The sequence below is a fragment of the Burkholderia sp. Ed8 genome, from assembly GCF_040761425.1.
Classification (GTDB): Bacteria; Pseudomonadota; Gammaproteobacteria; order Burkholderiales; family Burkholderiaceae; genus Burkholderia; species Burkholderia seminalis.
This window is the reverse complement of record NZ_CP142889.1, coordinates 247,670-259,263: the sequence shown is the minus strand read 5'-3', so window position 1 is coordinate 259,263 and position 11,594 is coordinate 247,670. Positions and strand designations below refer to the sequence as shown.

Annotated in this window: 9 protein-coding genes; 3 read left to right on the top strand and 6 right to left on the bottom strand. The window is 69.9% G+C overall.

Going from position 1 to position 11,594, the window contains the following annotated elements; translation table 11 throughout:
* Positions 1-23: 23 nt before the first annotated feature.
* Positions 24-2,336 (bottom strand): ATP-binding protein, encoded by a 2,313-nt coding sequence (locus VXM69_RS35405; RefSeq protein ID WP_175028776.1) that lies wholly within the window; start codon positions 2,334-2,336, stop codon positions 24-26.
* A gap of 101 nt (positions 2,337-2,437) precedes the next feature.
* Between VXM69_RS35405 and VXM69_RS35400 the strand changes: the two genes are divergently transcribed.
* Together VXM69_RS35400 and VXM69_RS35395 are read left to right on the top strand one after the other, a co-directional pair.
* On the top strand, positions 2,438-3,148 hold the full coding sequence (locus VXM69_RS35400) for a PIG-L family deacetylase (protein WP_226229531.1): 711 nt from the start codon (positions 2,438-2,440) through the stop codon (positions 3,146-3,148).
* Complete coding sequence (locus VXM69_RS35395; RefSeq protein ID WP_367190678.1) at positions 3,127-4,050, top strand: glycosyltransferase family 2 protein; 924 nt, start codon at positions 3,127-3,129, stop codon at positions 4,048-4,050. Before VXM69_RS35400 ends, VXM69_RS35395 begins: the two co-directional genes overlap by 22 nt.
* A gap of 17 nt (positions 4,051-4,067) precedes the next feature.
* Here VXM69_RS35395 and VXM69_RS35390 read toward each other — a convergent pair whose 3' ends face one another.
* Positions 4,068-5,435, bottom strand: coding sequence for a sigma-54-dependent transcriptional regulator (locus tag VXM69_RS35390; protein WP_367190677.1), 1,368 nt, complete (start codon positions 5,433-5,435; stop codon positions 4,068-4,070).
* Between the two features lie 351 nt (positions 5,436-5,786).
* Between VXM69_RS35390 and VXM69_RS35385 the strand changes: the two genes are divergently transcribed.
* Positions 5,787-6,815: a sigma-54 interaction domain-containing protein gene (locus tag VXM69_RS35385; protein ID WP_367190676.1), complete on the top strand. Its 1,029-nt coding sequence runs from the start codon at positions 5,787-5,789 to the stop codon at positions 6,813-6,815.
* A gap of 10 nt (positions 6,816-6,825) precedes the next feature.
* On the opposite strand, the gene VXM69_RS35380 is transcribed toward VXM69_RS35385, so the two are convergent.
* Genes VXM69_RS35380 through VXM69_RS35365 form a run of 4 tightly spaced genes read right to left on the bottom strand, consistent with a single transcriptional unit; the run spans position 6,826 to position 11,594 of the window.
* Entirely contained in the window at positions 6,826-7,776 is a 951-nt protein-coding gene (locus tag VXM69_RS35380; protein ID WP_367190675.1) for a glycosyltransferase, read from the bottom strand.
* Positions 7,766-8,854 carry a glycosyltransferase family 9 protein gene (locus VXM69_RS35375; protein WP_367190674.1) on the bottom strand — a complete coding sequence of 363 codons (1,089 nt, stop codon included), beginning with the start codon at positions 8,852-8,854 and terminating at the stop codon, positions 7,766-7,768. The genes VXM69_RS35380 and VXM69_RS35375 overlap by 11 nt, the downstream gene beginning before the upstream one ends.
* A complete protein-coding gene (locus VXM69_RS35370) occupies positions 8,851-9,852 on the bottom strand; it encodes a glycosyltransferase family 2 protein (RefSeq protein ID WP_367190673.1) in 1,002 nt (333 codons plus the stop codon). Before VXM69_RS35370 ends, VXM69_RS35375 begins: the two co-directional genes overlap by 4 nt.
* Entirely contained in the window at positions 9,849-11,594 is a 1,746-nt protein-coding gene (locus VXM69_RS35365) for a carbamoyltransferase (protein WP_367190672.1), read from the bottom strand. Before VXM69_RS35365 ends, VXM69_RS35370 begins: the two co-directional genes overlap by 4 nt.

The window sequence follows — 11,594 nt, the reverse complement described above, 5'->3', positions numbered from 1 at the left end:
GCTTGTCGGCCCCGGCCGGCGCGTCAGCCGTCGCGCTTCGTCGCGTGCGCGATCTTGCTTGCCAGCTCGCGCACGTCGACCGGCTTGCACAGGTAACCGTCGAACCCCGCCTCCAGCGCGCGACGTTCGTCGGCGGGTCCCGCGTGCGCGGTGACGGCCAGCACGCACACGTCGGCCTGGCCGCCGCTGCCGTTCGTCGACCCGCGCCGCAACGCGTCGAGCAGCCAGAAGCCGTCGCCGTCGGGCATCGCGAGATCGGACAGTACCACGGTCGGCCGCATGTCGGCGGCCACCGCGAGCGCCTCGCGGCCCGACGACGCGATCGCGACGGCCGCGCCGAAGGTGGTCAGCGCGGCCGTGAGGCTCGCGCGCGTCGTCGCATCGTCGTCGACGATCAGGATCCGCTGCGCATCGAGCGCGAACGGCTCGCGCGGCTCCCTGACCGCCTGCGCGATGCCCCACGCCATCGCGCCAGCGGGTTGCCAGCCGGCAGGCAGCGTCACCGTGAAGGTCGTGCCGCGATTGCGGCCCGCGCTCGCCACGGTCACGCGGCCGCCGTGCAGTTCGGCGATATGCCGCACGATCGACAGGCCAAGTCCAAGCCCGCGCCGCGACGATGCGGGCGAATCGTCCGCGCGGCGGAACATGTCGAAAACGTACGGGACGAATTCCGGCGCGACGCCCTGCCCGGTATCGGCGACGGTCAATACCGCGCGCGTGTCGTCGCGCGCGAGCCGGACCGTCACGCTGCCGCCGCCCGGCGTGAATTTCAGCGCATTCGACGTGAGGTTCGACAGCATCTGCCGCAAGCGCTCGGCGTCGCCCGACACGATGCACGACGCGGCGTCGCAATCGAATTCGAGCGCGATGCCGGCCGACGACGCGGCCGTCTGGAACGTGCCTACCGAATCGGAAAACAGCCGCACGAGGTCGACTGGCGTCGTGTCGAGCCGCAGCTTGCCGGTCGCGAGCGACGATGCATCGAGAATGTCGCCGACCATCCGCGTGAGCGAGCGCGCGCTGCGGTCGATCGCGTCGACGGCCTGGTGCTGCAGCGCGTGATCGCCGGAATTGCGCAGCACCTCGATCCAGCCGTAGATCACGTTCAGCGGCGTGCGCAGTTCGTGCGATACCGTCGCCAGCAGTTCGTCCTTCAGCCGGTTCGACGTGTCGGCCTGGTCGCGCGCATCGCGCGCGCCCTGCAGCGAACGCTGTGCGCGGAGGTCGCGACGGCGCTGCGCACCGGTTTCGCGCAATGTCAGCGACAGCGCGACGCATTCGCGCGCGTTGCCGCGTACCGGGCACGCCGACATGGTCGCGCGAAAACGCCGGCCGTCGCGCCGCACGCACAGCAACTCGAGCGGCCCGACCGGTTCGCGCATCGCGTCGAACGATGCGGTCAGCGGATTGCGCCGCAACCAGCGCATCGCGATCAACGTGTCGAACATGCGGCCGCGCGCGTCCGCCTCGTCGTAGCCGAAGATCCGCTGAGCGGCTGCATTCCAGCTGGCAATGCGACCGCTCGCGTCGATGCCGACGATCGCATCCGGCGACGCGTCGACGACCGCATGCTGCAACCGCGACGCGTCGACGCGCGCGCGATCCGCGCCGGCGTCGCGCAGCAGCAGCACCGCGCCGCCGACGTTGCCGTCCGCGTCGCCGAGCGGCGACGCCACCTCGACGATCGGTACCGGCTCGCCAGCGCCATCCGGTTGCAGCCAGTGCCGGTCGGACACGGCGTCCGCGCCATCGAGCGCGCGGTCGAGCGGCGTCGTCTGCACGCGGCGCCCGTCACGGTCGACGATTTTCAGCACGTCGCGCACGGGCCGCCCCGCCGCGTCGTCCGGCCGGCAGCCGGCGAGTTCGGCCGCCGCTGCGTTGATGTAGGTCACCCGCCCTTTCGTATCGGTCGCGATCACGCCGTGCGGCAGCGCGCGCAGCACCGCTTCGAGCTGCCGGCGCGCGGCGGCCTCGTGGCGGCGCACGCGGTCGTTCGCGACCCGAGTGTGTCGCAACATCGACGCGATCGCGCAAACCAGCGCACCGACGAGCAAGAAGGTACCAAGCTGCACAAGCCGTTCGGGCAGCGGGGCGGGATAGGCGGCCGGATCGGACAGGAACAGCGTCCACACGAGCAATCCACTCACGACGGTCGACACGACGCCGAACAGGAAGGACGTCGCCCATGCGGCGCCGGCGAGCAGCGGGTAGTACAGAGCGAACGGCAGGTTCACGCCGCCGAAACGGATCGCGAGCGCCTGCAGCACGGTCGCGATCGCGACCAGCATCACCGCCGTTGCGTAGTTTCCGGCCGGCGGCCGGATCAAGTCGATCATCGGACACGCTCCTCGCGGGAACACCGGCGACGGGCAGGCACGGCGCGTGCGGGCCCGTCGGAACCCGCGGCGCAGCCGCCCACCACGGGAACCGTCACGTCATGAACATTCCGACACGCTGGCTCGTCGTCTCGCCGCATCTCGACGATGCCGTCTTCAGTTGCGGTCAACTGCTCGCGCAAGCGCCCGGTTCGATCGTCGTCACCGTCTTCGCGGGCATTCCGCCGCGCGGCACGCCCGCACCGCCCTGGGATCGCCGCGCCGGCTTCGACTTCGCCGACGAAGCCGTGCGCGCGCGCCGCGCCGAGGACGCCCGCGCGCTCGCACTGCTCGGCGCGCACCCCGTCTGGCTCGACTTCCTCGACGACCAGTACGGCGTGCCGGCCGCCTCGACCGCCATCGCCGCGCGCGTGGCCGATGCGATCGATACCCACGACGGCTTCGGCGTGCTTGCGCCGGTTGGCCTGTTCCATCGCGATCACCTGAAGGTGCAGCAGGCCGTGCTGTCGCTGCTGCCGCACAACGCGGACATGCCGGAGCACGCGTCGCGCGTCTGGCGCTTCTACGAAGACGTGCCGTATCGCCGTATCCGCGGCCTGATGGCCCAACGCGTGATCGACTGGCGCGAACGCGGCTGGATCGCGCATCCGGTCGGCGCACCGGCCGGCAGCCAGTCGCGCGGCGCCGCCGCGAAAGCCGCCGCCGTCGCCGCGTACGCGAGCCAGGTTGCGCTGTTCGAGCCTCATATGCGCGCCGATCTCCACGAACCCGAAACGTACTGGCGGCTCGCATGCGACGTCACATCCGCGTAACGCCCGCGCGCGTCGCGCTGCCGCCGGCCGAGCCGCGCGTGACCGCCGTCGTGCTGACCTGCCGGCGCACGGCCGAACTCGCGCGCACGCTGGCGCAACTCACCGCGCTGCCCGACCGGCCGGCGATCGTCGTCGTCGACAATGCGTCGGACCACGAGACGGCCGCGCTGATTCGCGACCGCTTCGCGCACGCGACGCTCGTGCATGCGCCGGCCAATCTCGGGGCCGCCGGCCGCAATCTCGGCGCGGCCGTCGCGCGCACGCGCCACGTCGCGTTCTGCGACGACGACACGTGGTGGGCGCCCGGTTCGATCGCCGAAGCCGCGAACCTGCTCGATGCGTATCCGCACGTCGCGGCCGTCACGGCGCGCGTGCTGGTTGGCCCCGCACAGCGCGAGGACCCGACCTGTCGGACGATGGCCGACAGCCCGCTCGACGCCCCCGTCGCGCTGCCCGGCCCCCCAATCCTCGGGCTGCTGGCCGGCGCGACCGCATTCCGGCGCGACGCGTTCGTGCAAGCCGGCGGCTATCACCCGCGCTACTTCCTCGGCGGCGAGGAAGCGCTGCTCGCGTTCGACCTGTACGGTGCCGGCCACTGGCTCGTGTATGCGTCTCATCTCACGGTGCATCACTACCCGTCGCCGCACCGGGACGGGCCGGCACGCGCCAGCGTCGCCGCCCGCAACGCGGTGTGGACCGCATGGCTCCGGTGGCCGGCCGCGCCAGCATGGCTGCACACCGTGCGCCGGCTGCCGCTGCTGCGCCGCGAACGCGCGATCGCGCGCACGTTCGCCGGCCTGCCGTGGATCCTGCGCGAACGGCGTGCGATCGCGCCGCAGATCGAACGCATGCGCCGCCGTCTCGATCGCGAGACGCGTCGTGATACGGGAACGGGAGCATGAGCGCGATCGCGACGGCATCAGGAATCCGGTTTTTCCACTTCGTCTTCCAGTTGCGCGAGCCGGTTGTAGATCGTCTTCAGGCTGACGTCGAGCACCTCGGCCGCCTGCGCCTTCACGCCGCCGCACTGGGCGATCGTGCCGAGGATCAGCTTGCGGTCGACTTCCTCGAGCGGCGTGCCGAACGGCACCGTCACGCGATCCTCGTGCGAATCGACCATGTTCGACAGCTCGTCCATGATCGGCGGCGGCAGCGTGTCGATCACGTCGCCATCGGTGAAGATGCTCGCGCGCTGCACGAAGTTGCGCAGCTCACGCACGTTGCCGGGCCACTCGTAGGTCTTCAGCGCTTCGCGCGCGGCCGGCGCGAAACGCAGGTTGCGGCCGCTTTCCTCGTTGTAGCGCTGCAGGAACGCATCCGCGAGCATCGGGATGTCGTCGCCGCGCTCGCGCAGCGACGGCAGTGGAATCGGGAACACGTTGATCCGGTGGAACAGGTCGGGCCGCAGTTTGCCGTCCGCCATCGCGGCTTCCGGATCGCGGTTCGTCGCGGCAACGATGCGCACGTCGACGTCGATCTCGCGCGTCGAGCCGAGTCGCGTGAGGCGGCCCGTTTCCAGCACGCGCAACAGCTTGACCTGCGACTCGAGCGGCATTTCGGTGATCTCGTCGAGAAACAGCGTGCCGCCGTCCGCGCGTTCGAAGAAGCCCTTGTGCTGGCGCTCCGCGCCGGTGAAGCTGCCGCGGTCGTGGCCGAACATCTCGCTCTCGACGAGGTTCGCGGCGATCGCGCCGCAGTTCACCGCGAGGAACGGACCGCGGCGGCGCAGGCTCAGGTCGTGCACGGTCTGCGCGGCGAGTTCCTTGCCGGTGCCCGATTCGCCGGTGAGCAGGACCGACGCCTCGGTGCGCGCCACACGCCCGATCGCGTCGTAGACGGCCTGCATCGCGGGCGAACTGCCGAGCATGCGGCCGAAGCGGCCGAGGCGCTTCAGCTCCGAGCGCAGCTCCGCGATTTCCTCGTGCAGCGCGGTCGTGCGCGGCACGCGCGCAAAGATGCTGTTCAGCCGCTGCATGTTGAGCGGCTTCACCAGATAGTCGGTCGCGCCGCGCCGCAATGCGTCGATCGCGGTTTCCAGGCTCGCGTGGCCGGTGGTCAACACCATTTCGCAATGCGCGCGCTTGGGCAACGCGTCGAACAGATCCATGCCGTTGCCGTCCGGCAGCACGAGATCGCACAGCACGAGATCGGGCGTATTCGTCGAGACCAGCGTACGCGCCTCTTCGAGCGTGGCCGCCGTATCGCACGCAAGCTGCTGCGTGCGCGCAAGCGTGGCCAGCATCGTTCGCGTATCGGCATCGTCTTCGACGATCAGGACATATGGCATCGAGGCTCCTTGAAATGCGGCCCGGCGCGATCGTCGGCCGGCACCGCGACAGGTACGGCGCAAAACGCGCCGCCGCGCAGGCCGCGGCGGCGCGTTTTGCGCCGTACGCGAACGGGCAGACAAGCTGTCCTGCACTGACAAACAAGTGCTTAGGCAGTATAGAAGAACGAGGTTGCGCATTCGTCGTTCATCTAATAAATCTATCTGTCGACGCTACCTGCATTGCCAGATTCAATGCCGCGAAATTGGCACAAAATGTATCCTCGATACATGAAAAACGACGTGTGCCACGTCATTTTTTCATCCAGCTTCGACGCATTCGGTCATATTTTCCCAATTCGATCTCACATCATGTCGAAATCAGTCGATGAGGGTGCACGTCTGTTCGGTCGCTCGCGTACGATTCAGGATCTGTTGTTGAAGGTATCGCGCGTGGCGGCGACGCGCATCAGCGTATTGATCGTCGGCGAAAGCGGTGCCGGAAAGGACATCGTCGCGCGGCTCATTCACGACATGAGCCCGCGCCGGCGCGGGCCATTCGTCCCCGTGAACTGCGGCGCGATACCGCACGACATCGCGGAATCGCAATTGTTCGGCCACGAAAAAGGCAGCTTCACGGGCGCCATTTCGCAGCACGTGGGCATGTTCGAAGCCGCACGCGGCGGCACGCTGTTTCTCGACGAGATCGCCGAAATGCCGGCCGAGCTGCAGGTCAAGCTGCTGCGCACGCTGGAGACGAACACGATCGTGCGCGTGGGCGGCCACGAGCCGGTTCCGCTCGACGTGCGGATCGTCGCGGCCACCCATCACGATCCCGTCGAGGCGCTGCGCACCGGGCGGCTGCGCGAGGACCTGTTCTACCGGATCGCGCCGGTCGCGCTGCATGTGCCCGCGCTCAGGCAGCGCGAGGACGATGTCGGCGATATCGCGCTGCAGATCGTCGAACGACTGAATGCGCGGCACCGTACGCGAAAGCGGCTGTCCACGCAGGCGATGAAGGCGTTGCGCGCGTATACGTGGCCCGGCAACGTGCGCGAGCTGCGCAACGCGCTGGAGCGCGCGTTCATCCTTGCCGACGAGCAGATCGAACTGCAGTTGCCGCGCCGCCAGCCGCCACGCGAGGAGGTGCGTCACAACGCGATGACGCTGCATATCGGCACGACGCTCGCGCATACGCAGCAGCGCTCCATCGTCGCGTCGCTGCGGCACTTCAACGGCGACAAGCCGCGCACCGCGAAGGCGCTCGGCATCAGCCTGAAGACGCTGTACAACCGCCTCGCGCTGCTGCCCGAACACGAGCGCAATGCGGTCAGCGGCGGCGCATATCAGCCGAATCCAAACGGCAGCAGCGCGCCCGATTCGCCCGCCGCGAACCCGTAAGCGGCGCGCGTCACGCGGTCACATCGCGCAGCGCCGCGTCCCAGTCGCGCGCGAACCGTTCGATGCCGAAGCGTTCGCAGGCGTCGCGGCGCGCAGCCGCGCCCCACTCGCGCGCGAGTTCCGGATCGCGGATCAGCATGCGCATCGCATCGACCAGCACGCTCAATCGCGTATCGGCCACGCCGTTGAAGCCGCTCCGGACGAGCTGCGCCATCTCGGTCGTCGCGAGCGCGACGATCGGCAGCCCGACCATCATCGCCTCGATCACCGCGAGCCCGAGGCTCGTGTAGCGGATCGGGTTGAAGAAGAACCGGTAGTGCGACAAGAACTGCGGCAGCGCCGGGTTCGGCACCTCGCCGATCCCGCCGAGTTCGGCCGACCCCATCCCGACCAGGTCGATCGGCACGCTGTGACGCACGGCCTCGAACAGGTCCGCGCCGAGGCGCCGGCCGCGCCGCGCGAGATGGTTCACCACCGTCACGCCCTTCGGCAGCGTGCCGCGATACTCGACGCCCTCGGGCGTCGGCACGCCATGCTCGATCACGCGCGTCGGCGTCACGCCGCTGTCCCACATCAGCGCGTTGAACGGTGTCACGTGCACGAGCAACACGTTCGGGTCCTGCACCGGGTGCAGCGTGTCGGTCGGATGCTCGCGCGGCGGATCGTGCTCGACGAACAGCGTCGGCAGCGCACGCTGCGCGTCGCTCAGCAGCCGCAGGCGGTCGTGCCGGTAATGATTCTCATGCTGGTACAGCACGCAGTCGAATTCGGTGTCGCGCACGCACTCGACCGGCACCTCGTGCACGTTGTCGCCCCACGGCAGGTGCCCGACCCGGCCCGCATAGCCGGGCGGATGCTGTGGCTTCGTCACGAGGTAGAAGTCGTGCGGCGCGTGCGACAGGTAATACAGGTAGTTGCCATGCACGTGCCAGGTCAGCACGCGCAACCGCTTACGTGACATGACGTCTCTCCTTCGCGAGCAGGTCGCCCGCCTGGCCGATCACGTCGCCGACGCCAATGGCCGTCGCGCATTCGTGCCCGTACGGGCAGGTGTCGAACATGCAGGGCCGGCACGCCGGATAATTGGCGAGCACGCGATGGCGCGCGCCGTCGAGCGGCGCCCAGCGTGCGGTATCGCTGCCGCACGCGACGACGACGCTCGGCGTGCCGAGCGCCGCCGCGATATGCGACACGCCCGTGTCGTTGCACAACAACAGCCGCGCGCGGGCGATCAAGGCCGCGAGCGCACCGAGCGGCGTGCGCCCGCACAGGTTCACGCACGGCCGCGCGAGGCGCTCGGCGAATGCGCCGGCCAGCGCCATTTCCGCGCGCGTGCCGGTCAGCACGACCTGCCAGCCGTCGTCGGCAAGCTGCCGCGCGGCGAGCGCGAAGCGTTCGACCGGCCAGCGCCGCGACGCCATCCGCGCGCCGGGATGGACGATCACGTAGCGCCCCGGATCGAGTGCGTGTTCGTCGCTGAGTACCTGCCACAGCGCATGGTCGAGGCCGCCAAGCGGGAATTCGAGGTGGTCGCCGCGATCCGCGTAGCCGAGCTTGCGGGTGAGCGCCAGGTAGCGCGTCACTTCCGGTTCGTCGTCGCGCCACGCGAGCGCGCAATCGAGCGCGGTCGTGCCGCCGTCGGCCGGCACGAAACCGGCCGTGCGCATCGCGCCGAGCGACGCGACGATCGCGTTCGTGTGCGCGCCGCTGCCGTGCAGCTGAATCGCGAGGTCGAAGTCGCGCGAACGGCATTCGGCGACGAACGCCTCGCGCGTGGCCGCGTCGGGTTCGGGCTGCTCGGCGAGCCCGGGCGCGCCGGGAAACGCGATGAAGCCGTCGATGTAGTCCGAGAAGCGCGACGCGAACTCGCGCGCCCACGGCAGGCCGATCAGCGTGATGCGCGCATCGGGCTCGCCGTGCCGCAGCGCGCGCAACGCGGGCACCGCGCACAGCATGTCGCCGAGCTGCAGCGCGCGAAATACCGCGATCCGCCTCGGGCCGCGCGCGCCGCCGGCGTCGAAACCTTGGTCGAGCATCATAGGAAAAGCACCCGAAAATGCAGCGCCCCTCGCATGCGCCAGTACACCGACACCGGCGGAATCGCGATGGACGTGACGATCATCTCCGCGACGTGCGAAGGCGTGAGCTGCGTGCCGCGCAATCGCTTCACGCAAAACGCCGCGGTGATCACGGCCCAGACGACGGCGCACGCCGCGCCCGGCGCCGGCCATCCGGCCGCGAAACACGCGATCGCGGCGAGCGCCGCCAGCACGGCCGCGTAGTAGTGCCACGGCGGCACCGGCCGGATGTGGCGCCGGTAGGTCGCGCGATGCTTCTTGTACAGCAGCGCGTCGAAATACACCTTCGACTGCTGGCCGACGCTCGCCCCCCAGTGCGCGGGACGCACCGGATGCACGATGCGCGCGGCGTCGGCACCGACGATCGGCCCCGCATGCTCGCGCAGCGCGAACATCAGGTCCGCATCCTCGCGCCACGCGCGCGTGAAGCGTTCGTCGAAGCCGCCCACCCGCTCGAGCGCCGCGCGACGCACGAAGCAGTTCGCGGTCGCGAATTCCGCGTGCGCAAGGCCGGCCGCGTCGCGTTCGTAGTCGGTCGGACACGGCCGCAGCGGCACGTCGATGCGGCCGGCCGCGGCGGCCGCCGACGGCTCGGCGAGCAGCGCGGCCGCACCGTGGCGCAGCCACGTCGGGTCGGGAATCGTGTCGTCGTCGGTGAAGGCGATCAATGCGCCGCACGCGCTGCGCCAGCCGACGTTGCGCGCGCCGGCCGGCCCCTGCGTGTCTGGCGCGGTCATGTAGCGGATCACCGGCACGTCGGTCACGCGTGCGCGGCACGCGTCGACGACGGGGCGCGCGCTGCCGGCCGGATCGTCGTCCACGACGACGATCTCGTAGGTGGTCGGGTCGAACACCTGCACGCAAAGCGCGTCAAGGCAGCGTTCGAGCAGGTCGGCCCGCCGGTAGGTCGGCACGACGACCGACACCACGGGCGGCAGGTGCGTGGCGCGCGCGTTCATCTCGGCTTCTCCAGCAGGAACGGGCCGATCACGAGCGCGTCGAGCGGCGACGTCCAGAAGCATTCGATCGCATCGCGCGGCGTGCAGACGATCGGCTCGCCGCGCGTATTGAACGACGTGTTGACGAGCACCGGCACGCCGGTGAGCGCATCGAACTCGGTCAGCAGCGCATGCAGCAGCGGATGCTGCCGCTCGTCGACGGTCTGCACGCGCGCGGTGCCGTCGGTGTGACGCACGGCCGGAATCCGCGCGGCGCGTTCGGGCACGACGTCGTAGACGAACAGCATGAACGGCGCGCGCAGCGGCGTCTGCCGGCCGCCGGCGAACCAGTGATGCGCGCGGCTTTCGAGCACCACCGGCGCGACCGGCCGGAAGTCCTCGCGATCCTTGATCCGGTTCAGCTTGTGCTGCATGTCCGGGTCGATCGGCGACGCGAGGATCGAGCGTGCGCCGAGCGCGCGCGGGCCGAACTCCATGCGCCCCTGGAACCAGCCGATCACACGGTTCTCCGCGAGCAGCGCGGCCGTCTGCGCGGCGACGTCGGCGAGCCGCCGGTACGGCAGCTGCGCGTCCTTCAGGAACGCCTCGATCGCGTCGTCGCCGTACGACGGCCCGAGATACGCATGATCCATCCGCCAGCCGCCGCGCTCGCCACGCATCCGGAAGTCGGTCCACAACGCCGCGCCGAGCGCCGTGCCCGCATCGCCCGCGGCCGGCTGCACCCAGACCTCGTCGAACGGGCCGCGATCGCGGATCTTCGCGTTCATCACGCAGTTCAGCGCGACGCCGCCCGCCATCGCGAGCTGCCGCTCGCCCGTCTCGGCGGCCAGCCAGTCGACCGCCTGCAGCGTCGTTTCCTCGAGCACGAGCTGCAACGCATGCGCGATGTCGTAATGATGCGGCTCGATCGGGCCGCCGCGTTCACGCGGCGCGCCGAACAGCGCAACCAGATCGGCATCGGCCACGTCGTAGCGCCCTTCGCCGCGATACCGCACCAGTTGGCGCATCGCGTCGGCGAATACCGGCTTGCCGTACGATGCGAGCGCCATCACCTTGTATTCGTCGGACGAGTGCAGGAAGCCGAGATGGCGGGTCAGGCGCTCGTACAACAGCCCGAGCGAGTGCGGCAGGTTCACCTGCCCGAGCCGCCGGTAGTTGCGGCCGTCGAATACGCCGTAGCTGGTCGTCGCCCGCTCGCCGCGCCCGTCCATCGTCATCACCGCGCAGCGCCCGAACGGCGCCGCGAGAAACGCGCTCGCCTCGTGCGCGAGATGGTGCTCGACGAAATGCCAGCGAAACGGTCCGTCGTGCGTGACACCGCGAAAACGCCGCTGCAGATGATGCGGCGCGCCGCCCGCGAGCTGGCGCGGCGCGTTGACGATCGACGACAGGAACAGCGGATGCCAAGGCGACGCACCGTCGTCGCGCGGCGAGTGCGCGGACGGCGACAGCGGCAACGTCAGCACCGGCGGGCCGCCCTCGCGGTCGAGTTCGAGCCACGGGTCGTACGAATACGCGACGTGATCGACGTCCGCCAGCGTGATGCCGGCCTCGTCCAGACAATAGTCGATCGCGTGGTAAGGCAGTTCCCAGGTCGAGAACGGCACCGGGCGCTTCGCGTGCTTCACGTGCGTGAAGCGTTCGTCCTCGGCCGCCGCGATCACGACGCCGTCGCGCACGATGCACGCGGCGCTGTCGTGGAACGCGGCATTGATGCCGAGCGTATGGATCGGGTCTGGCAT

Excerpts from the sequence above, each read along its gene's own strand:
- VXM69_RS35405 (WP_175028776.1), bottom strand. The coding sequence starts at position 2,336 with ATGATCGACTTGATCCGGCCGCCGGCCGGAAACTACGCAACGGCGGTG.
- VXM69_RS35400 (WP_226229531.1), top strand. The coding sequence starts at position 2,438 with ATGAACATTCCGACACGCTGGCTCGTCGTCTCGCCGCATCTCGACGAT.
- VXM69_RS35395 (WP_367190678.1), top strand. The coding sequence starts at position 3,127 with ATGCGACGTCACATCCGCGTAACGCCCGCGCGCGTCGCGCTGCCGCCG.
- VXM69_RS35390 (WP_367190677.1), bottom strand. The coding sequence starts at position 5,435 with ATGCCATATGTCCTGATCGTCGAAGACGATGCCGATACGCGAACGATG.
- VXM69_RS35385 (WP_367190676.1), top strand. The coding sequence starts at position 5,787 with ATGTCGAAATCAGTCGATGAGGGTGCACGTCTGTTCGGTCGCTCGCGT.
- VXM69_RS35380 (WP_367190675.1), bottom strand. The coding sequence starts at position 7,776 with ATGTCACGTAAGCGGTTGCGCGTGCTGACCTGGCACGTGCATGGCAAC.
- VXM69_RS35375 (WP_367190674.1), bottom strand. The coding sequence starts at position 8,854 with ATGATGCTCGACCAAGGTTTCGACGCCGGCGGCGCGCGCGGCCCGAGG.
- VXM69_RS35370 (WP_367190673.1), bottom strand. The coding sequence starts at position 9,852 with ATGAACGCGCGCGCCACGCACCTGCCGCCCGTGGTGTCGGTCGTCGTG.
- VXM69_RS35365 (WP_367190672.1), bottom strand. The coding sequence starts at position 11,594 with ATGCCAGACCCGATCCATACGCTCGGCATCAATGCCGCGTTCCACGAC.